The organism is Caulobacter sp. FWC26, from assembly GCF_002742645.2.
Lineage (GTDB): Bacteria > Pseudomonadota > Alphaproteobacteria > Caulobacterales > Caulobacteraceae > Caulobacter.
In genome coordinates this window covers 96,669-118,125 of record NZ_CP033875.1, presented here as the reverse complement: position 1 = coordinate 118,125, position 21,457 = coordinate 96,669, and the positions used below count along the sequence as shown (strand labels likewise).

Annotated in this window: 16 protein-coding genes; 6 read left to right on the top strand and 10 right to left on the bottom strand. The window is 67.7% G+C overall.

What is annotated here, in order from left to right; translation table 11 throughout:
- The first annotated feature begins 35 nt into the window (after positions 1 to 35).
- Positions 36 to 545, top strand: a complete 510-nt coding sequence (locus CSW63_RS02160; protein WP_062099444.1) for an Lrp/AsnC family transcriptional regulator — start codon at positions 36 to 38, stop codon at positions 543 to 545.
- Positions 546 to 549: 4 nt separating this feature from the next.
- Here the strand turns inward: CSW63_RS02160 and CSW63_RS02155 are convergent, their stop codons facing one another.
- From CSW63_RS02155 to CSW63_RS02130, 6 genes are all read right to left on the bottom strand, one after another.
- Positions 550 to 1,536: a dipeptide epimerase gene (locus tag CSW63_RS02155; RefSeq protein WP_062099445.1), complete on the bottom strand. Its 987-nt coding sequence runs from the start codon at positions 1,534 to 1,536 to the stop codon at positions 550 to 552.
- Positions 1,536 to 2,561 carry a DUF1611 domain-containing protein gene (locus CSW63_RS02150; protein WP_099502908.1) on the bottom strand — a complete coding sequence of 342 codons (1,026 nt, stop codon included), beginning with the start codon at positions 2,559 to 2,561 and terminating at the stop codon, positions 1,536 to 1,538. Before CSW63_RS02150 ends, CSW63_RS02155 begins: the two co-directional genes overlap by 1 nt.
- Before the next feature lie 41 nt (positions 2,562 to 2,602).
- Complete coding sequence (locus CSW63_RS02145) at positions 2,603 to 2,938, bottom strand: Lrp/AsnC ligand binding domain-containing protein (RefSeq protein WP_062099446.1); 336 nt, start codon at positions 2,936 to 2,938, stop codon at positions 2,603 to 2,605.
- Between the two features lie 102 nt (positions 2,939 to 3,040).
- Positions 3,041 to 3,490 carry an Lrp/AsnC family transcriptional regulator gene (locus CSW63_RS02140; RefSeq protein ID WP_082749734.1) on the bottom strand — a complete coding sequence of 150 codons (450 nt, stop codon included), beginning with the start codon at positions 3,488 to 3,490 and terminating at the stop codon, positions 3,041 to 3,043.
- 30 nt (positions 3,491 to 3,520) lie between these two features.
- Positions 3,521 to 4,543 (bottom strand): isoaspartyl peptidase/L-asparaginase family protein, encoded by a 1,023-nt coding sequence (locus CSW63_RS02135; protein ID WP_062099464.1) that lies wholly within the window; start codon positions 4,541 to 4,543, stop codon positions 3,521 to 3,523.
- A 28-nt stretch (positions 4,544 to 4,571) separates the two neighbouring features.
- On the bottom strand, positions 4,572 to 5,582 hold the full coding sequence (locus tag CSW63_RS02130) for a cyanophycinase (RefSeq protein WP_062099447.1): 1,011 nt from the start codon (positions 5,580 to 5,582) through the stop codon (positions 4,572 to 4,574).
- A gap of 275 nt (positions 5,583 to 5,857) precedes the next feature.
- On the opposite strand from CSW63_RS02130, the gene CSW63_RS02125 reads away from it, so the two are divergent.
- The 5 genes from CSW63_RS02125 (at position 5,858) to CSW63_RS02105 (ending at position 15,919) form a co-directional block, all read left to right on the top strand.
- Complete coding sequence (locus tag CSW63_RS02125; RefSeq protein WP_062099448.1) at positions 5,858 to 8,665, top strand: TonB-dependent siderophore receptor; 2,808 nt, start codon at positions 5,858 to 5,860, stop codon at positions 8,663 to 8,665.
- Between the two features lie 76 nt (positions 8,666 to 8,741).
- Entirely contained in the window at positions 8,742 to 10,664 is a 1,923-nt protein-coding gene (locus CSW63_RS02120) for a M61 family metallopeptidase (RefSeq protein WP_062099449.1), read from the top strand.
- 198 nt (positions 10,665 to 10,862) lie between these two features.
- The gene (locus CSW63_RS02115; protein ID WP_168193585.1) at positions 10,863 to 12,056 is read left to right on the top strand and encodes a lipase family protein; all 1,194 of its coding nucleotides are present in this window, start codon (positions 10,863 to 10,865) and stop codon (positions 12,054 to 12,056) included.
- 2 nt (positions 12,057 to 12,058) lie between these two features.
- A complete protein-coding gene (locus CSW63_RS02110) occupies positions 12,059 to 13,606 on the top strand; it encodes a tannase/feruloyl esterase family alpha/beta hydrolase (protein ID WP_062099451.1) in 1,548 nt (515 codons plus the stop codon).
- A gap of 72 nt (positions 13,607 to 13,678) precedes the next feature.
- Positions 13,679 to 15,919: a TonB-dependent receptor gene (locus CSW63_RS02105; RefSeq protein ID WP_062099452.1), complete on the top strand. Its 2,241-nt coding sequence runs from the start codon at positions 13,679 to 13,681 to the stop codon at positions 15,917 to 15,919.
- 106 nt (positions 15,920 to 16,025) lie between these two features.
- Here the strand turns inward: CSW63_RS02105 and CSW63_RS02100 are convergent, their stop codons facing one another.
- The 4 genes from CSW63_RS02100 to CSW63_RS02085 all read right to left on the bottom strand — a co-directional run bounded on the left by CSW63_RS02100 (position 16,026) and on the right by CSW63_RS02085 (position 21,388).
- Positions 16,026 to 18,434, bottom strand: a complete 2,409-nt coding sequence (locus tag CSW63_RS02100) for a bifunctional diguanylate cyclase/phosphodiesterase (protein WP_099502912.1) — start codon at positions 18,432 to 18,434, stop codon at positions 16,026 to 16,028.
- Positions 18,435 to 18,520: 86 nt separating this feature from the next.
- Positions 18,521 to 19,507, bottom strand: coding sequence for a UDP-glucose 4-epimerase GalE (gene galE / locus CSW63_RS02095; RefSeq protein ID WP_062099454.1), 987 nt, complete (start codon positions 19,505 to 19,507; stop codon positions 18,521 to 18,523).
- Between the two features lie 88 nt (positions 19,508 to 19,595).
- Positions 19,596 to 20,501: a DMT family transporter gene (locus CSW63_RS02090; RefSeq protein WP_099502914.1), complete on the bottom strand. Its 906-nt coding sequence runs from the start codon at positions 20,499 to 20,501 to the stop codon at positions 19,596 to 19,598.
- Complete coding sequence (locus CSW63_RS02085; protein ID WP_062099456.1) at positions 20,498 to 21,388, bottom strand: SDR family NAD(P)-dependent oxidoreductase; 891 nt, start codon at positions 21,386 to 21,388, stop codon at positions 20,498 to 20,500. The genes CSW63_RS02090 and CSW63_RS02085 overlap by 4 nt, the downstream gene beginning before the upstream one ends.
- Positions 21,389 to 21,457 lie beyond the last annotated feature (69 nt).

The window sequence follows — 21,457 nt, the reverse complement described above, 5'->3', positions numbered from 1 at the left end:
GCTAAGCGTAGATCGGCGAGTAACAAGGAAGGCTCATGAGCGATCAGCGCAAGGACCTCGACCGGATCGACATCAAGATCCTGGCCCTGCTGCAGCGCCAGGGCCGGGTCACCAAGGCCGCGATGGGCGAGCTGGTCGGACTGTCGGCGTCGCGCTGCTGGGAGCGGATGAAGCGGCTGGAGAAGTCGAGGATCATCCGCGGCTATCACGCCGAGGTCGACTTGGGGCGGCTGGCCAAGCTCTCGACCTTCATCGTGCAGGTCAAGCTGACCGACTACTCCTACGCCAAGGCCAGGACGTTCGAGGCCGGGATCGTCGGTCTGCCCAACGTCATCGGCTGTCAGGCGGTGCTGGGCGACGTCGACTATCTGGTCACGATCGCCGCCTTCAGCATCGAGCACTACCAAGCGATCATGGAGCGCATGCTCGACACGCTGAACGTCTCATTCGACTACGTGACCCTGCCGGTCACCAAGACCCTCAAGGGCGACGGCGACCTTGATCTGCCGGCGCTTCTGGCCACAAGCCAGGACCTGGAGGCCTGAGGGCCTATCCCCAGAGATCGGGACCGTTCGGCCTCAGCCAGCCGTCCTGGTAGCCGAAGCCGCCGTCGACATCACGAACCAGCTGCATCGGGCAATCCAGGTCGATAATCTCGCAACCCTGGGCCAGCAGCAGCGCTGGCGCGATCCCCAGCGACGTGCCCTCCATGCAGCCGACCATCAGCCGCAATCCCCGCCCGCGCGCCGCCTCGGCCAAGGCCAGCGCCTCGGTCAGCCCGCCGGCCTTGTCGAGCTTGATGTTGCAGAACGCGTAGCGCCCCACCACCCGGTCGAGATCCGCGCGGTCATCAAACGACTCGTCCGCGCACAGCGGCACGACCCCACGATAGTCGAAGAGCTCGTCGTCGCGCCCGACTGGCAGCGGCTGCTCCAGCAGCTCCACCCCAAGCGCCGCCATGCGCGGCGCGCGATCGTTCAACTGCGCCAGGGTCCAGCCCTGGTTGGCGTCGGCGATCAGGCGCGCGCGCGGCGCGGCCGCGCGGATCGCCTCCAGACGCGCCATGTCGTGGCGGTCGCCCAGCTTGACCTTCAACGCCCCGTAGCGCTCGGCCCACCGACCGGCCTTGGCGCCCATCGCCGCAGGCGAGTCCATGCCCAGGGTGACGAAGGTCTCGATCGAGCGCAGCGGCGCCAGGCCCGCACGGACCGCCGCCGACACGCCCGACCGCTTGGCTTCCAGGTCCCAAAGGGCGCAGTCCACGGCGTTCCGCGCGCCGCCAGGCGGCAGCAGGGCCGTAAGGCCCACGCGGTCCAGCACCTCGCCACGATCCAGGTGCTCACGAAGGTCGCTGAGCTGCTCCAGCATGCGGTCCGGCGTGTCGCCGCGATAGTCGACGCCCGCCGCCTCGCCGCGCCCGACCGCGCCGTCCGCCTCGATCTCGACCTCGACGACCACGGCCTCGGTATAGGCCTTGCGGGCGATGACGAAGGGTTCGATGAGCTCGTGAACCCGCGACCGCGCGGTCAGCCGCATCAGGCCGCGCCTCTCCGCGCCGTTTGCGGCGTCAGGACATCGACGATCGCCGCCACGCCGGTGCGCACCGGATCGCAGCACGGAATCCCCAGCTCGGCGGCGACATCGCGCAGATAGTCGGCGGCGACCTCGGGCGACAGACGCGAGGTGTTGACGCAGACGCCAACGACCCGCGCCGCCGGATTGGTCAGCCGGGCGTGACGCAGGTTGAGATCGATCGCTTCAGCCAGGCTGGGGGTCGGAAATGACTCCAGCCCGTCGATGGCCGCCCGGGTGGCGTCATGACAGACGATCAGGGCGTCCGGCTGGCTGCCGTGCAGCAGGCCCAGTGACACCCCCGCATAGGCGGGATGGAACAGCGAGCCCTGCCCCTCGATGATATCCCAATGATCCTCTGGAGCCGCCGGACTGAGGACCTCGGCCGCGCCGGCCACGAAGTCGGAGACGATGGCGTCGATCGGCGCGCCCGAGCCGGCGATGAAGATCCCGGTCTGGCCGGTGGCGCGGAAATCGGCGCTGACGCCCCGCGCCTTGAGTTCCCGGGTGACGGCAAGGGCCGCGTACATCTTGCCGACGGCGCAGTCGGTGCCGACCGTCAGCAGGCGCTGGCCCTCGCGCTTGACGCCCTCGCCCACCACGATGAAGCGCGGATCAGGCTCGCGCGCTTCGAACAGCCGTCGCCCCAGACGCTCGGCGGCCTCGCGCACGCGGGGCAGGCTGGCCAGGCGCGTGTGAAGTCCCGAAACCAGGTCCAGGCCAGCGTCCAGCGCCTCGATCAGGACGGCTTCCCAGTGCGGCGGAATGAAGCCGCCCGCATTGGCCACGCCGATAAGCAGCGAGCGCGCGCCGGCGGCCTTGGCCGCACCGGGCGTCATGTCGGCCAGGCCCAGATCGACCTCGCACCCCTCCAGCCGAAGCTGGCCGACACAGGCGTCGGGCCGCCAATAGGCTACGCCCAAAGCGGTCTTGGCGCTGACGCGATCGACGTCGGCGAGGAACATCAGGCACGGATAGGGAAAATCCACGGCAGGCTCTCGTATGGCGCGCTTGTCGGCGCGGCGAATCTTCAGGCCGCGAACGACCGGCTGGCGGAAAGGCGGGCGGAGGGCAGCAGGCGCGAGGCCACGGAGGCGCTGACGCCGCTGAGCCCCTCGATTCTGGCGATCAGCGCGTCCAGCCGCTCAGCTTGCGAGGCCTCGACCACCGCAACCAGATCATAGTCACCCGAAATCTGATGCAGGGCGGTGACGCCGTCGATCTGGGAGAGCGCAAGCTCGGTTCGCGCCATGTCGCGCCGCGCCACCCGCAGCATGACATGAGCGCGCGGCCACGCCTCGCCACGCCCCGCGTCGGCCTCGACGCCCAGAAATCCGGGCCCAGTATGGATCCGCTGGAGGCTCACCCTGTTTCTCCGCTCAAGCTCACACGGCAGATTAGGCCGGCTTGCTCCCCGGAAACCGCCGACTTGTCCGGGCCACGCGAGAGAAACGCCCGCCAAGAGCGCTTATCGCAGCACTTTCGTCGCCAGCAGGATCGACGACGTCGTTCGCTCGATGCCCTCGATCTCTCCGATCCGATCGATCAGCGTATTGAGTTCGCCGACGGTCTCGGCCTCGACCACCGCGATCAGGTCGTACTCGCCGCTGATCGCGTGAAGCGCCGAGAGCTCGGCGATGGCCGCCAGCGACTCCTCAATGGTCTTGGCGTGCTTCAGCTGGGCCTTGATCATCACCTGGGCGCGGATAAGCCGTCGGTCGTAGGACTCGCCAAGCCGCACGGTGTAGCCGCCGATGACCCCGAGCTCCTCCAGCCGGCTCAGCCGGGCATAGACATTGGCGCGCGACAGACCGAGGTCGCCGGCCAGCTTGGTCACGGGCTGGCGCGAGTCCTCGCGCAGCATCGCCAGCAGACGGCGATCCAGATCGCTCAGCGCTCGGTCATCTGATTTCGTCACGCCTTCTGTCCCCCTGCTCGGCGCTTCGGATCAACGCGGTGAAGGCTCGTCGGCGTAGATCGCCGTGCGCGGCGTCGGCGCCGCCGAGGAAATCGCGCCACGATACATGCCTAGATCGTTCATGCCGAACGCCGCGCGTCCTTCACCGTCGATCGCGATCAGGCCGCCGTCGCCGCCGATCTTGGTAATCGCCGCCATCGTGCCGTCTGCGGCCTGTTGAACGGTCTCGCCCTTCCAGGCCAGACGATCGCAAACCTGGCGCGCAGCGCTCTCCCGGATGAAGTACTCGCCCGAGCCGGTGGCCGAGACGGCGCAGACCCCGTCGCGCGCGTAGGTTCCCGCGCCGATGATCGGGCTGTCGCCGATCCGAGCCCAGCGCTTGCCAGTCATGCCGCCCGTCGAGGTGGCGGCTGCGACATGGCCCTTCTGATCGAGAGCCACCGCCCCGACCGTGCCGAAGAGGTGGGTGGGATCCAGCATGGCGCGGTGATCCTTCCGCCAGGCCAGCAACTGTTTCCAACGCTCCTCGGTGTAGAAATACGCGGGCGGCGCCTGTTCCAGGCCCATCTCTTTGGAGAACTGGTCCGCGCCTTCGCGCGCCAGCAGGACGTGAGGCGACTTCTCCATGACCGCGCGCGCCAGGCTGATCGGATTGCGCGTGCGCGTGACGCCGGCCACCGCGCCGGCCTTCAGGGTCGCGCCGTCCATGATCGCCGCATCCAACTCGTTACGCCCCTCGGCCGTGAAGACCGCGCCCTTGCCGGCGTTGAACAGGGGGTTGTCCTCCAGAACTCGAACGGCGGCCTCGACGGCGTCCAGACTGGAGCCGCCGGCCTTCAGGATCCGCGCGCCCGCATCGAGCGCCGCGTCCAGACCCGCGCGGAACGCCTTGTCCTTCTCGGGCGTCAGTTCCCCGCGTTCGAGGACCCCGGCGCCGCCATGCACGGCGAGCGACCATTTGGCCTCGCCCGCCGGCGCGGCCAGGGTCGGCGTCGAGACGGCTAGGCCGCAGAGCGCGAGAAGAGTCAGGCGGAGAAGGGTTGGGAGCGTCATCATCATCTTGGTCTGAAGAGCGGCCGGGCTATCGATCACTGCGGATCAGGGTTCCCTTGTCCACCCGCGCGGTGATCGTGAAGTCGGGCTTGGTGACCTGGAAGGTCTTGAAATCGAGCGTGCTGTCCGGTCCCAGTCCGACGATCGGGAACGGCCCATAGGTCAGAGGCTGGCCGGCGATGATGGTCGCGGGCTTCTTCAGCGGCCGCACCAGCCAGGCATGACCGGGGCCGTAGTAGCGACCGATCCCCTGCCCATCGATCAACATCGCGCCGGCCTCGTCCACGCCCAGACCGGTGATGGCGGTGTCGTTCTCTTCCTGGATCAGTCGTCCGACGAAGGTGACAAGCCGCCCCTGACGGTCGCGCTTGTCGAAGTGGGTGTCCGTGATGACCTTGGACAGGTACGGCAGGTGCAGGAAATCGCGCACCAGCGTGACGCTGGGGCCAGTCGGATTCTTCAAGGCGTCCGGCGAGGTCAGGCTGATCGAGTCCAGACATCCGTAGACATAGCCGCCCAGCACCGCCAACCCCGCGCTGGTGCCGCCGATCGGCTTGCCGGCCTTGACGTGGGCGTCCAGGGCCTTGTTCAGGGCCGTGCCCTTCCAGGCGCGGACATAGTTGCTCTGGTCGCCGCCGCCAAAGAAGATGCCGTCGGCCCGAGCAATGATCGCCAGCAGCTTCGGATCCTCGCCGGCGTCCTCGTCGTGGATCACCAGGGTCTCGACAGACACCACGCCGCCCACGTCGTTGTAGATCTCGTCCTGCAGTTCGCGGCCGCCGCGCGCGCGCAGCACGACGATGTGGCCGCCGCCTGACTGCTTGACGAAGATCCGGAAGGCGTCAATCGGCCAGTCCCCGCCGCCGAACAGGCCCAGCAGCGGGCCCGTCTTGCCGGGCGTCGGGGCGTTCACGTCGCCGATGCGGTAGTACTCGTAGCCCGGTCCGACGGCGTCCGGTCCCGCAGGCGTGGCCGCGCTCGCACTGGAGACGCCCACCAGCAACGCCGCCATGGCCACCGCCGCCGCAAATCGAACCATCTGGCGTCCTCCGTTCAGACCAGCCTAGCCGCGCTCCGTGTTTCACGGTGCGAACCATCACGTTTCGACGCCCGGAAAAGTCAAATTGCTCAGCCCGACGGCGCGAAACCAAATTGCTGCACGCCAGATGCAATATGTCCATTATTTTTGACAAAATGTATTTTCCGACTTTCAATCTGAGAAAGTCGCAACCCAAAATGGACCCAATCTCGGAACAGCGCCGAGGTTCTGGCTTCAGGCGAGGGCTGTCGGCGCAACAAAAAAGGGGGATATCGATGAAGACGCACCTTCTTCGCGCCAGCGCTCTGGCGGGGGTGGCCGGGCTCATGATCGTCGGCCAGGCCGGCGCCCAGACCACGGCGACCACGGGCGATGACACGGTCGAAGCACTGGTGATCACCGGCTCCCGCATCCCCCGCATCGCGACGGAAGGCCCCGCGCCGGTGACCGTGATCACCAGCGACAGCATCAAGGCCGCCGGCTTCAACAGCGTTCCGGACGTCATGCGCGCCTTGACCCAGAACGGCGGCGAGACCCAGACCCAACAATCGTCAAGCGGCATGGACTGGACGCCGGGGGCCCAACAGGTGGACCTGCGCGGCCTGGGGCCCAATCACACGCTGGTGCTGGTCAATGGCCGCCGCATCGCGGACTTTCCGCTGCCCTATAACGGCAAGAGCGCCTTCACCGACACCTCGTCGATCCCGCTGGGCATGATCGACCGGATCGAGGTCCTTAGCGGCAGCGCCTCGGCCGTCTACGGCTCCGACGCCATCTCGGGCGTGGTCAACTTCAACCTCAAGAAGAAGGTCGACGGGACGACGGTCGACGTGACTCTCGGCGGCTACGAGCGGGGGGGCGGCGCCAGCCAGCGCGTGAACGTCTCCAGCGGCTACTCCAAGGGCGACTTCGACCTGGTGATCGGCGGCGAGTTCGTCAACCAGCGTCCGATCTGGGCGTATGACCGCGACATCCAGGACAGCACCAAGGACAGCCCGAGCCGCCGCACGGCCATCGCGCGGCGCGACTTCCTGCGCATGGACCCTTCGGAAGAGGTCTATGTCGATCCGGGCGCCAACACCTGCAAGGCCCTGTCGAAGCTCAACGGCGGATCGGTCGAATACGCCAGCCGCCCCGGCTGGGGCGCCTATGACCCCGCCCTCGACGACTACGGCCCCGGCTACTACTGCGGCAGCTTCAGCTCGATCGGCTACGGCACGATCGTCAGCGAGCGCAAGAGCGCCAACGTCGTGGCCTCGCTGAACTACGCGCCGCGCGACACCCTGGCCTTCTTCGCCGACATCTCGGCCGGCTACAGCCGCACCCGGCAGTTCCAGGACGTCCTGAACTGGGAGTACCAGGACGCCAACGGCAGCGAAGACGGCATCTTCTACAACCAGTTCAGCGGCGGGCTCGACCTTTGGCACCGCAACTTCACGCCGGAGGAAATGGGCGGACTGAACAAGGGCTTCATCAAGAACGTCTCGCGCACCTTCAGCATTACGCCGGGCGTCAAGGGCGCTCTGGGCGGCGGCTGGGACTACGAGGCCTTCTATAATTTCAGCCAGTACAAGTCCTCGATCAGCTGGCCCAAGGTGGTCACCTCCAAGGCCACCGCCTTCTTCCTGGGTCCGCAACGGGGCGTTGACGCCGATAGCGGCTACGCCATCTTCAACGCCAATCCGACGCGCCTCTATACGCCCCTGACCCCGTCCGAGTTCGAGTCGATCACGGCGCGCACCACCTACCGACCGATCGCGCGCCAGCAGGGCGTGTCGTTCCAGGTCAACAAGGCCGACCTCTTCCGCCTGCCGGCCGGCCCCGTCGGCTTCGCCGCAGTCGCCGAGTACGGCCACCAGTCCTACCGGCTGGGTCTCGATCCGCTGGCGACCGTCAACTACTACTACGGCCTGCGCGACGCCGACGGTTCAGGCTCGCGCGATCGCTGGGGCGTGGGCTACGAGTTCCGGGTTCCGCTGCTGCGGAGCCTCGAGCTGTCCACCGCCGGTCGCTACGACGGCTACAAGTACGGCGGCAACACGATCGACAAGTTCACCTACAACGGCGGCCTGGAGTGGCGGCCGCTGAAGACCGTGTTGCTGCGCGCCGCTTACGGCACCGGCTTCCGCGCGCCGGACCTGCACTATGTCTTCGCCAAGGAGGGTATCAGCCACCCGTCCGGCACCGACTACTACCGTTGTCGGATCGAGGAGCCGGGCGAGGACATCGGCGACTGCAGCTATGCCGACGAGGGACTGGTCAAGGTTCGCCTCGGCAACGCCAAGCTGAAGCCCGAAACGTCGAAGTCGCTCAACTACGGGGCCGTCTGGTCACCCGTTCGCAACTTCGACATCTCGGTCGACTACTTCCGGGTAGAGCTGGACAACGCGGTGCTCGACATGAGCCTGGACAGCGTTCTGCGACAGGAGGCCGACTGCCGGATCGGCAAGACCTCGGCCGGCACGCCCGTCAGCGCCGCCTCGCCGACCTGCGTCGACGCCCTGGCGCGCGTGAAGCGCAACCCGCTGACCGCCACGATCAATCCGGGCGCGATCAGCACCGTGACCATCAATCCGATCAACGTCGCCACCGAGCGGACGACCGGCGTCGACGTCGCGGCCCACTATCGCTGGCCGACGAGCAGCTTCGGCACGTTCAATTTCAGCCTGGCGCACACCTGGGTGCACAACCATACCAGCCGCCAATATCCGGGCGATCCCATCAAGAACCAGCTGGCCTTCGACAGCGGTTACGTCATCCCGCGCACCAAGAGCAGCGCGGCGATCAACTGGACCCTCGACGACCTGAGCATCGGCCTGCACGGCCAACGCCTGGACCGCATCGCCAACTACAACGAGGACGGCTGGACCAAGGCGACATACCTGGTCAACGCCACGGTTCAGTACGAGATCAACGACCGCACGCGCCTCAGCCTGGCCATCGACAATCTGTTGGACAAGGACCCGCCGCGCGACCCGACCTATTCGGGATATCCGTACTACGACACCTCATGGTTCTCCGCGACGGGACGCAGCTACTACCTGCAGCTGACCCACAAGTTCGGCGGCGCCGGCGGCCTTTGAGACCACAACCCGCATGACCTCATGCCGAGGCGGTCGCCACGCGACCGCCTCGGCGACCCCCGCCAGGAGATCTCGCATGACGTCCAAGCTGGCATTGGCCGCGTGCCTGGCGCTGGCGACCTCCCCGGCGGCGCTGGCCGCCCCCAAGGCGGCCCCTCCGACCCCACCGATTCCGATCGCCCGGGCGGCGGACTACCCCGGCGTGATCGACCTCAAGGTCGACGTCAGCGACACGACACGGAAGGTCTTTAGGGTCACCGAGACCCTTCCCGTCTCGCCCGGCCCGCTGGTTCTGTCGCTTCCCAAGTGGATCCCGGGAGAGCACTCGCCCAGCGCCCAGATCGTGCTGATGAGCGGCTTCACCGTCACGACCGACGACGGCCGGCGGCTGGCGTGGCGGCGCGATCCGGTCGAGATGACCGCTTTCCACATTGATGTCCCGGTCGGCGTCCGGTCCCTCACCCTTCGACTGGAACAACCCACCGCCCAGCCCGGCGGACCCGTTCGGATCGCCGTCACCCCAAACCTCGTGCTACTGAAATGGACCGCCGTCGCGCTGTATCCCGCCGGCTACGAGGTGGGTCGGATCATGGTCCGGCCAACCCTGACCATCCCGACCGGCTGGAGCCTGGCCACCGCGCTGGATGGAGCCGAGACCAACGGGGCGACGACGCGTTTCGCGCCCACCAGCTTCGAGACCTTGATGGATTCCCCGGTTTACGCCGGACGTCACAAGGCCGCCTTCGATCTCGATCCCGGCGCGACGCGGCCCGTCCGACTGACCGTGTTTGCGGACTCGCCCAAGGACCTGAAGGCGACGCCGACGCAGATCGACATCCATCGCCGGCTCGTGCAGCAGGCGGACAAGCTGTTCGGCGGCGCGCGGAATTTCGACCACTACGACTTCCTGCTCAGCCTGAACCCCACCGTCGGCTACCTGGGCGCCGAGCACCAGAGATCCAGCGAGAATGGCTACAGCTCGGCCGGCTACTTCACCGCCTGGGACACCGCCTTCACCGGACGGGACATCCTGGCCCACGAATATGTCCACGCCTGGAACGGCAAGCACCGCCGCCCGGCGGATCTATGGACGCCTGACTACACGACGCCGATGCGCAACAGCCTGTTGTGGGTCTATGAGGGGCTGACCGAGTACTACGGCGATACGCTGGCGACGCGTTCGGGCCTGTATTCTTCCGAGCAGATGCGCCAGCGGCTGGCCCTGATCGCGGCCAACGCCGAGGCGACGCCGGGGCGCGGCTGGCGCAGTCTGCGCGACACGACGAACGCCTACATCATGAATTCGGCCGGCGGCACGGGCTCCACCAGCTGGCTGCGATCGCTCGACTACTACGAGGAAGGCCAGCTGCTCTGGCTGGACGTCGACACGCTGATCCGCGAACGCACCCACGGCGCCAAGTCGCTGGACGACTTCGCCCGGGCGTTCTTCGGGGTGGACGACGGTGACATGACGGTCTCGACCTACGAGGTCGAGGACGTCTTCAGCGCCTTGAACGCGGTCACGCCCTACGACTGGGCCGCGTTCATCAACGCCCGCCTGGACGGCCACGATCGCGCCCCCCTGGATGGCCTGACGCGCGCCGGCTGGCGCCTGGTCTTCGAAGCCCAACCGTCGGCCTATGTCGCCGCCTATGAGAAGGATGCAGAGACCAGCCTGCTGACCTTCTCGCTGGGGGCTGAGATCGGCTGGGACGGCGCGGTCAAGGAGGTTCTGTGGGACGGCCCGCTGTTCCGCGCGGGCGTGATCGCCGGCAGCCGCATCGTCAAGGTCAACGGCAAGCCCTACGCCCCCGAAACCTTGAAGGCCGCGATCCTCACCGCCGCCAAGCCAGGCGCGCCAGCCATCGTTCTGGGCGTCAGGGCCGATGATCGGGACCGCGTGGTCAGGCTCGCTTATCACGGCGGCCCCAGGTACCCGCGCCTGCGCCGTCTGCCCCAAACGCCCGATCGCCTCGGGCAGATTCTCTCCCCGCGCTAGCGCCCCATGGCGCGGGCCCGTGGCCATCACGGGGAGAGTCGACAGCGTTGATTGACAATAATTCTATTTTAGATGAAATCTAAACCAACAAGAAAAGTCGGCCGGGCCGCGTGCGATCCCGTCGCGGCTGAAACGCCGGCGTCGGCCGCGTCGAACGGCGCGGGCGCCGCCCGGCGCTGTCGAGGGGGAGACCAACAGGTGAAACGACGTCTTTTAGGGATGACCATGGCGCTGGCCGTCATCAGCCCGTCGATCGCGTGGGCCGATCCCAGCGATGGCCGGGTGTCGTCATTCTATACGTGGGCGAATCCTCTCCCCGCCCGCGCCGGCGCGCTGTTGCGCGCCGAGCCGCTGGAGCCCGCGCTGATCTTGCCAGGCGCGGGCTCTGGCCAACGCATTCTCTACAGTTCGACCGACGGCTTGGACGGCAAGACTGCCTTGGCCGTATCGGGGGCCCTGTTCCTGCCGGAAGGCCAACCACCCGAAGGCGGCTGGCCGGTCGTCGCCTGGGCGCACGGCACCGTTGGCGTCGCCGATATCTGCGCGCCGTCCTGGGCGGGACGGTCCTGGCGCGACGTCAGCTACCTCTCCGCCTGGCTGCGACAGGGCTTCGCAGTGGTCGCCACTGACTATCAGGGCCTGGGCACGCCAGGACCCCACCCCTACCTCGCTACGCGCCCCGAGGCCTATTCGGTTCTGGACGCGGCTCGGGCCGTCGTTCGAGAGCGTCGCGAGCTGGCGAACAAGATCGTTCTGGTGGGGCAGTCGCAAGGCGGCGGCGCGGTGATCGCTGCGGCGGGCCTGGCGCCTGAATATGCGCCGGATCTCAATGTGGTCGCGACGGTGGCCACCGGCGCGGCCGCCGTCTATCCGCGCGCGCCCCAGGCTTCCGGCGCGAGCTCGGCCGAGGTGGACGCCACCTCCGCCTACGCCCTTTACCTGGCGCTGTCGTTCATGGCCGCCGACCGGTCGGTTCCGGCCGACCAACTGCTCAGTTCCAAGGCGCTGCCGCTGCTGGCCCTGGCCAACAGCCGCTGCATGGACGCGCTAGGCGGCGATGTGCTGAGCGCGGGGCTCAACTGGGGCAATGTCCTGGCCCCGACGGCGCTGGGGATGCTCGCCCAGCGAATGGACCTTGTCGCGTTCCCGCGTTACGCCATTCCCACCCCGATCTTCATGGGTACGGGCGAGCTCGATATCGATGTCGAGCCCGCCCGCCAGGGCGAGCTCGCGGCGCAGCTCTGCAAGGCCGGCTCGCGCGTCGAGCACCGCGTCTACGAGGGACTCGATCACAGCGGCGCCGTGAACGCCTCGCTCGCCCACTCCATTCCCTTCGTGCGACGGATGATCGTCGGCGGCGCGCCTGCCGCCGCCTGTGGGCAGGACAGCTGAGCGTGGACGCGCTGAGCGGCTTTCTCGGCCTTGGCCTGTTGGCTCTGGCCGGCCCGGCTGGTCAGCCCGCCGACGAAGCGCGCTGCGCGGCGCTGGCCCAGGCGGCGATCGCGAACGGGCGGATCACCTCGGCGCGTCCGGTTAAACCCGAAGACGGTTTCGACACCGGTCTGGCCTTCCCATCAAAGCTGCCCCTCCCGCGCAGGCTGTGTCGCGTGGCGATGACCTTGTCACCTGTCGCCGGGTCGACCATCCGCGCCGAGCTGTGGCTGCCCATGGACAACGGCTGGAACGGCAAGTTGCTGGCGGCCGGCAACGGCGGCTTTGGCGGCAGTCTGTCCGACCCCATGCTGACCATGCGGGCCGCCGTCGCCCGGGGCTACGCCGCTGTCGGCAACGACATGGGCCACGATGCGGCTGATCCGACATGGTTTGCGCGCGACACGGCGGTGACGGACTTCGCCTGGCGCGCCGACCACGCCTCGACCGCCGCGGCCAAGACGATCCTGGCGACCTACTATGGAGCGGCGGCGAGGCTGACCTACTTCCACGGCTGTTCCAGCGGCGGGCGTGAGGCCCTGGCGGCGGCTACACGCTTTCCCGCCGACTATGACGGCGTCATCGCCGGCGCGCCGCCGGCCGACTATAGCGGCCTGCTTCTGGCGGCGGCCTGGACGCAGCAACAGTTGGCGCGTCCGGGCGCGATGCTCGACGAGGCCGACCTTGAGCTGCTTGGAAAGACCAGGCTGGCCGCTTGCGACGCCAAGGACGGCCAGTCGGATGGGATCATCGCCGACCCACGCCGCTGCCGCTTCGAGCCGCGCGCCCTGGCGTGTCGACCGGGACAGTCCAGCGGATGCCTGACGCCGGCCAAGCTGAAGGCGGCGCGCGCGATCTATCGGGGACCACCGGGCTTGGCTGGAACGCCGACGAGCGCCGAGGCGACGCCGGACGGCTGGGCCGCCTGGATCGTGGGACCCAACGCGCGCCATCGCTACTTCCTGCAAGGCGCCATCGGCGGGATGATGTTGCGCGATCCCGCATGGCGCATCGCCAATTTCGATCTGGTTCGCGATACGCCCAAGGTTCGCGCGACCTTCCGCGCGAACGGCGTGGACGCGCCGCCGGCGGATCTCTCCCCGTTCCGGCAGCGGGGCGGGCGCCTGATCCTCTATCACGGCTGGGCCGACGCCGGCGTCAATCCGCTGGGCAGCATTCGTTGGCGCGACGCGGTCGCGCGACGCATGGGACGCCGCGCGGCTGAGGAGACGCTGGCGCTGTTCATGGTCCCCGGTCTTGGCCACTGCGCCGGCGGCGTCGGGCCTCATCATCTCGACATGCTGGGCGCGCTGGAACTTTGGCGTGAAGCCGGACAGGCGCCGTCCCAGGTGCTCGGAACCCGGTTTAGCGGCTCGCCGCTCGCGGCGGCGATGGAACTGCCCGCCGGGCGCAAGATCTCCGCGCGGCCGGTCTGTCGCTACCCCGCCGTCGCCCGCTGGGACGGTCGCGGCGATCCCGACCAGGCAGAGCACTACCAATGCCGCCGATGAGCGCGCCCGCGCAACGCGAAACAATAATTATCTATATAAAACAATATTATAACATGAAATGGGGAGGATAAAATGCGTCGGAACACCCTGATGGGCCTGCTGCTGGCCAGCGCTTGTCTGACAAACGCCGCGGCGGCATGGGCGCAGGAGCGGTCAACCGTTCAGGCTAGCGACGCCGGCGCGCAGGTTCAGGTCGACGAGATCGTGGTGACCGCCAGCCGGCGGGCAGAACGACTTGTCGACGTCGCAGGTCAGGTCGGCGCGGTCGATGGCGGCACGCTCGAAAAGCTCAAGGCCCGCAACCTCGCCGACTTCGCCGCCTTCACCCCGGGTGTCAGCTTTCAGAGCACGTCGCCCGGCACCAACCGGGTCGTCATTCGCGGCGTCACCACCGGAGGCTCTCAGCAGAGCAGCGCGATCGGCCTCTATGTCGACGACGTACCGATCGGCTCGAGCACGCAGTTCGGCCAAGGCGCGCAAGCGCTTAATATCGGACTGTTCGACCTCGACCGCATCGAGGTGCTCAACGGACCACAGGGCACCCTCTACGGGGCCAACGCCCTGGGCGGCACACTGAAATACATCACCGCCGCGCCAGACGCCGCCGCACCCGGCGGACGCGTCGAGGCGGAAGGCGGCCATACCGAGCATGGCGCGGGCAGTTGGGCCGGACGCGCGATGGCCAACCTTCCGCTCGGCGACGACTTTGCTTTGCGCGCCGTCGGCGTCTACGAGGATAACGGAGGCTTCGTCGACGACCCGACGCACGGCCGCGACAATCTTGGCCGCTCGAAGGTGCTGGGCGGTCGCCTGTCTCTGAGTGGGGAGCTGACGCCGCGTCTTCGCCTGCGATTCAATGCCTTCGGACAGCGCGTCAAGACAGACGGGGCAGCCGTCGAGTTCCAGAATCCGTCGACCGGCCGTCCGACTGGGGAAGCCTACAACCAATCCAACGCCACGCCCGAAAGCGGCCGCGCGTCGCTGGCGTTGGTCTCCGGCGTGGGCGACCTCGACCTGGGCAAGGCCAAGTTGACCACGGTCACCGCCTGGCAGGACAACCGGCTCAAGGCGATATCCGACGAGAGCATCACCTATGGCGCGATCGTCACCGCCCTGTTCGGCCCGGTGGCTGGCAGCAATCCGTTCCGCCTGACCACCGACGTTCGCACGCGGCGCTTCACCCAAGAGCTGCGGCTGGCCTCCATCGACAACAAGCGTCTCGAATGGGTGGTCGGGGGCTTCTATTCGCGTGAGAAGACCCGCCAGCAGGTCGGCCTGACCAACGCCGCGAGCAGCGACGGCTATCTGTTCGGCGTTCCGATCGGCAGCTTCGATATTCCCAGCGTCCAACGCGAGCTTGCCCTGTTTGGCGACGCCACGGTCTATTTCTCGCGGACGGTCGACGCGACGATTGGCGTGCGTCAGAGCTGGAACAAGCTCGACTACGTCCAGCGCGCCTGGGGGCTGGGCAACAATCCCACCAACCCGTTCGGGGTGATCACCAGCCAGGCGAGCTCGGACGAGAGCACGACCACGTGGCTTTTCAACCTGCGCTACCGCCCGACGTCGGCGACGACGGTCTATACGCGTGCGGCCAGCGGCTATCGACCGGGCGGGCCCAACATCGTGTTCGGTTCGGGATCGGGGAACGCCAGCTTCGGATCCGACCAGCTCTGGAACTACGAAGTGGGGATCAAGCAGAGCTTCGGCGACGGTCGCGGGCTGATCTCCGTGACCGGCTATCAGATCGACTGGAGCAAGATCCAGCTGGTGGTCAACGTCAACGGCGTGAACCAGTATGTGAACGGCGGCGACGCGCGCGTTCGCGGCTCCGAGTTCGCCCTGTCATGGCGCAGCCGGACAGGGGTCGGCATGACCCTGTCGGGCGCCTATACCGACGCCAAGCTGACCACGGTCGCCCCAGCCCTGGGGGTTGGGTATGTCGGCGCCCGCCTGCCGCTCTCACCGCGTCTGAGCCTGGCGGCCCTGCTCGACTACCGCGCTGAACTGGGGGGCGGAGCCACAGCCGATTTCACGCTCGCTCTTCGGCACGTGGGGAACCGGCAGGCTGGCTATGTCGGCAGCCCCTCTATCCCGCTCTATCGCCTCAAGGCCTACCAGACGGTCGACGCCAGCATCGACGTGACCCTGGCCAGCGGGTGGCGCTTCAGTCCCTACATCCGCAACCTGTTCGACGTGCGCGGCGACGTCTCGGCGGCGACCTTCGCCAACGCTTATGTGCCCTCCGCGCCCGTCCCGGTCACACTCTCCCAGCCGCGCACCTTCGGTCTCACGATCGGCCGGAGTTTCTGAGGCGGCGACCGCGCGCTCGCCCGGCCTCGTGTCCGGCGGGCGTGCGGTCTCTCCATCGCTCCAAAATCAAGCGTCGACGCCGGGCGCGCAAAACCCCATCAACGGTCTAGGCGGAGCGTTTGGCCTTGCGTGGGGGATCGGTCGCCATGGACCGGTTAGCGCTGGTCCATTCGGCCAGACCGTCGACGGGCGTTGGGCGCCCGATCGCATAGCCCTGCAGCTCCGCGCAGTCTTCTCCGCGCAGGAAGAGGATCTGCTCCTCGGTCTCGACGCCCTCGGCTACGACCGGGATCTCGAGGCTGCGACCCAGGCCGAGGACGGCGCGGACGATGACCGTGGCCCGGTCGTGCCGGTGGATGTTCTCGACGAAGCTCTTGTCGATCTTGATCTTGTCGAACGGGAACGATTGCAGCGTCGAGAGCGACGAGAAGCCGGTGCCAAAGTCGTCCATCGCGATCCGCACGCCCAGGGCCTTGAGTCGCCGAAGATTGTCGAGCGCGCGCTGGTAATCCTTGAAGAGCGCGCTTTCGGTGATCTCCAGCTCCAGGCGGGACGGTGAAAGGCCCGTGGTGATCAGCACCTCGTGCACCAGGCTGGGCAACGCGGGATTGTGCAACTGCAGCGGCGACAGGTTGACCGCGATCCGGAGCGGCTTTTCCCAGGCGGCGGCGTCCGCGCAGGCCTGACGAAGAACCCAGTCGCCGAGCGCCCCGATCAGGCCGTTCTCTTCGGCCACGGGAATGAATTCGAGCGGCGGGATCATGCCCCGGGTCGGGTGCTTCCAGCGGACGAGGGCCTCGAAGCCGCACACTTCGCCATCCGCAGCGCGGGCCAGCGGCTGATAGTGAACCAGCAATTCGTTGTCGGCGATGCCCTGGCGCAGGTCGCGGGCCAGATTGCGCCGCTCGCGAATGGTGTCGTCCATCTCCCGCTTGAAGAAGCGATAGGCGCCCCGGCCGCTTTCCTTGGCCCGGTACAGGGCCATGTCGGCATTGGCCATGAGGGCTTCGACGGTCCGGCCATCGTCCGGGTAGAGGCTGACGCCAAGGCTTGAACCCAGGGCCAGCTCCTGGCCCTCGTGCGCCACGGGCGCGCCGAGCGTTTCGATCAGGCGGCCGGCCAGTTCGGCCGCCGCAGCGGGCTGGTCGCCGCCGGCCACCTGGACGACGATGAACTCGTCTCCGCCAAGGCGCGCCGCGAAGGACGGCGCCGGGACCGTCGACTGCAGGCGCCGGGCGGTTTCGACCAAGAGGGCGTCACCGGCCAGATGGCCGTGCTGGTCGTTGGCTTCCTTGAAGTGGTCCAGGTCGATGCAGATGACCGCGAGACTTTCGCCCGAGGCCTCGACGCGGTCGATGGCCGCGGCCAGGCGCATCTGCAGTGAATTACGGTTGAGGAGCCCGGTGAGGCCGTCGTGCTCGGCCAGATAGCGAATTTTTTCCTCGGCCGCCCGCCGTTCCCGCAGATCGCGGACGGCCAGGACGGTGAGGCCCGAGGTTTCGACCCGAGCGCCGTCGTCCATCAGGCGCGAAAACACCTCGACCGGGATCTCGCGACCGCCGGCGACGGGCTGCAAAAAGCCCTCGCGGCGCACATCCTCCCGGTTCGGCGACGCCTCGTCGAACGTCAGGATCGCGCCGAACAGCGGGCGACCGACGAGGTCCGAGAGCGGGGCGCCAGCCAGCTCGCAGAAAGCGGCGTTGGCGTCGTTGATCCGGCCCGACTGCACGACCACCAAGCCCTCGTAGGCCGCGTTGGCCAGACGGCGAATGCGTTCAAGCGCCGAGCGCGAGGTTTGGGATTCGATCGCCACGGCGCCCAGTCCGCCCAGGATGATCATGCTGGTGATCGAACCGACGGCCAGGGTCAGGATACCACCGGACAGCAGTTGATCGGGAACCGAGACCGCCATGTCGGGCACGATGGTGATCGCGGACATGCCCGTGAAGTGCAGGGAAACGATGCCGAGACAGAGCAGGCCGCCGCCGATCGCCTGGCGCCGGATCGTACGCGCGGAGCCGGCCAGGATCAGGGCGGCCGTCGCGCCGGCCACGCCCAGCAACGTCGAGAGGCCGACGGTGGCGTGCTCCCAGACCAGTTGGCCCTGCGTAACGAAGGCCGACATGCCCGTATAGTGCATCGACGCGACGCCGAGCCCGATCAGAACCCCGCCGGCAAGGTCGTTGGTCGTCGTGCGCTGCGCCGAGGCCACCGCGAAGCCGCCGGCCATGAAGAGCGCGGCGATCATCAGAGACAGCAAGGTTCCCGTGGGGCTGTAGCCGGTCTTGAGACCGGGCGTGAACGCCACCATGGCGATGAAGTGGGTAGCCCAGACGCTCGACCCGGCGACGAGGCCTGTCAGCGCCAGCCAGGCGGACCGCACGACGCCCCGCGCGCCGCGCATCCGCGAATAGAGCCGGAACGTCGTAAAGCAACCTGCGAGACAGACAGCGCCAGCGACCAGCACGAGTCGCAAGTCGTGCTGCGTTGTCAGGCAGGTCAGAAACTTCAGCACACAACACCCCCCAAAGGGTCACTAGAAATCAGTGTTACCGCACGAGTTACGAATAAACCCTTTCTGGGGTTGAGGGCGGCGCAAACCTATGGCGCGGTCTTGGCGGCCTGAGCCCGATGCCATCGCCAGGCGCTGGAAACGATCGCGTCCAGATTCCGGACCGGCGTCCATCCCAGCAAGGCCCGAGCCTTGGCGTTGTCGCCGACCAGGACCGGCGCGTCCCCGGCGCGGCGCGGGGCGATCTCAACGTTCAAGGACTCACCGCTCGCACGGCCCACCGCGTTGATCAGTTCACGAACCGTAGTCCCGGTCCCCGTGCCCAGGTTGAACGCCTCCGACGAGCCGCCCGCAAGCAGTCGCCGCAACGCCGCCACATGGGCGTCGGCCAGATCCAGCACATGCACGTAGTCGCGCACCGCCGTGCCGTCGCGCGTGTCATAGTCGTCACCGAAGATCGTGAAGTGAGACCTCTGGCCCAGAGCGACCTGGATCGCCAGCGGCAAGGCGTGGGTTTCCGGCTCGTGCCATTCCCCGATCCGGCCTTCCGGGTCGGCGCCCGCCGCGTTGAAGTACCGCATGACCGCGCTGCGGAAGCCGGCATAGCGATCGTAGTCGGCCAGCGCCTGCTCGACCATCAGCTTGCTGCGGCCATAGGGGTTGAGCGGCGCCTGGGGATGGTCCTCGTTCATCGGCAGGCGGACCGGGTCGCCGAAGGTCGCGCAGGTCGACGAAAACACCAGCGCGTTCACGCCGGCCCGCCGCGCCGCCTCGATCAGGGTGATGGCGCCCCCGACATTGGTGTCGAAGAAGGCGCCCGGCGACTTCACCGACTCGCCCACCTCGATGCGGGCGGCGAAGTGCAGCACCGCCACCGGCGCATGGGCCGCGAACACCGCGTCCAACCGCCTCGCGTCACGAATATCGCCGACTTCCAGCGGTCCCCACCGGACATGTTCACGATGGCCGTTCGAGAGGTCGTCGAACACGACGGGACGAAAGCCGGCCTCGGCGAGCGCCAGACAGCAGTGCGAGCCGACATAGCCCGCGCCGCCGGTCACCAGAACGGTTTGCATGCGATATCCCTACCAGAAGCCGCTCATGGCTACCGGGTTTCGCGGAAGGACGAAAGAACGCGGGCCGCCTTGCCGACATCCCTGTCCATTAGTCGGGAGTCTGCAGGGACGGCTCGACCGAGCGTTTGGCCAGTTGGTGTTCGCGCCACGAAATGAACAGGGTCGACCCGACCACGATGGCGGCGCCGATAATCGTCGCCGGTCGCGGAACCTCGTGGAAGAGCAACAGGCCTGCGGCGACCGCGAACACCAACCGGGTGTAGTCGATCGGCGCCATGACGGCGGCCTCGCCCGCTTGCATTCCCTTGATATAGGCGCCCTGCGTAAGCGTGCCGATGACGCCCATCGCGGCCAGCAGTCCAAGGTCCGGCCAGGTCGGCCAGCGCCAGACGAACAGCGCGGGCGGGATCGCGAAGATCAGGCCCAACACGGCGGCGTAGACCAGGAGCACGAACGGGCTGTGGTCGCGGGTCATCACCTTCATGCCGGTGATCGTCAGGGCGAAGAGAAACGCCGACGCCAGGGCGCAGACCTGCGGCCAGCCGATCCAGGCCTGCACACCACCCGCTCCGGGGCGCAGCATGATCAGCACGCCGACAAAACCCACCAGCGCCGCGCTGATCCGCAACGGCCCGATGGGTTCGCGGAGAACCAGACCCGCCAGGGGCACCAACCACAGCGTCCGCGTGAACGACAGCGCATTGGCGTCGGCGAGGGGCAGCTTCTGGTAGGCGTAGAAGCCCATGATCAGGGCCAGCACGCCGGCGCTGGAGCGGAAGATCAGGATGCCGGGGCGCGTCGTGCGGAACGCCCCGCGCCAGTCGCGAGCGATCAACGGCAGCAGCACGAGGACGCCGGCCAGTTGCCGGTAGAAGGTTTGCAGGGCCGCCGGATAGCCGGGCCCCAGGAACTTGATCAGGGTCGTCATCGCCGTGAAGCCGACCGCAGAGGCCAGCATCCACAGCGCGCCGCGCAGGTTCGGGGTGAGCGTCACCCCGCCCCGCCGGCGGCCAGCAGCTGGGCGCGCATCTGCTCGGCCTGCTCGGGCGTGATGCCCATGGCCGCCAGGATGGGTGACGGCGTGTTGACGTCCCAGGCGCTGCGCGGACCCACGGTGATGCCGCCGTCGACCACGATGTGCGTGCCGGTCACGAACCGCGAGTCGTCGCTGGCGAGGTAGAGGGCCGCCGCCGCGATGTCCTCGGGCAGGCCCGACTTCGGGATCGGTTGGATTTTCGGACCGATCGAGGCGATCTGCGCGGCCATCTGGTCGGCCACTTCGCGCGGCAGGCCCATCGAGGCGCCGAAGATCGAGGTGGCGATCAGGCCTGGGCAGATGGCGTTGACGCGGATCTTCTGCGGGGAGAGTTCGGCTGCGGCGCAGCGGCTCATGTGGATCACGGCCGCCTTCGCCGACGAATAGGCCAGAGGTCCGAAGCCGGCCTGCAGACCCGCGATCGAGGCGGTGTTGATGATCGAGCCGCCGCCGCGCTTCAGCATCAGCGGCAGGGCGTGCTTCATGCCCATGGCGGGACCCCGCACCAAGAGCGCGAAGGTCTTGTCCCAGGCCTCGGCGGTCAGTTCCGGCACGCTGGCCGGGGTGCCGCCATGGCCGGCGTTGTTGAACAGGATGTCGAGGCCGCCGAAGCTGTCTTCGGCCAGGGCCATGGTCTTGGCCAGATCGTCATCCGAGGTGACGTCGCAGCGCGAGAAGCGGACCTTGTCAGGGAAGCGCTGCTCCAGCATGCGCCCCTTTTCGTCCTGCAGGTCGGCGGCGACGACGCAAGCGCCCTCGGCGACGAAAAGCTCGACCGTTCCAAGGCCGATCCCCGAGCAGCCCCCGGTGATCACGGCGACCTTGCCGTCCAGACGTCCGACCATCGAATTCTTCCTCCGCGTTCCCCGACCTCTCCTGGGTCAGTGATCAATGATCATATTCGCGGAGCGGTT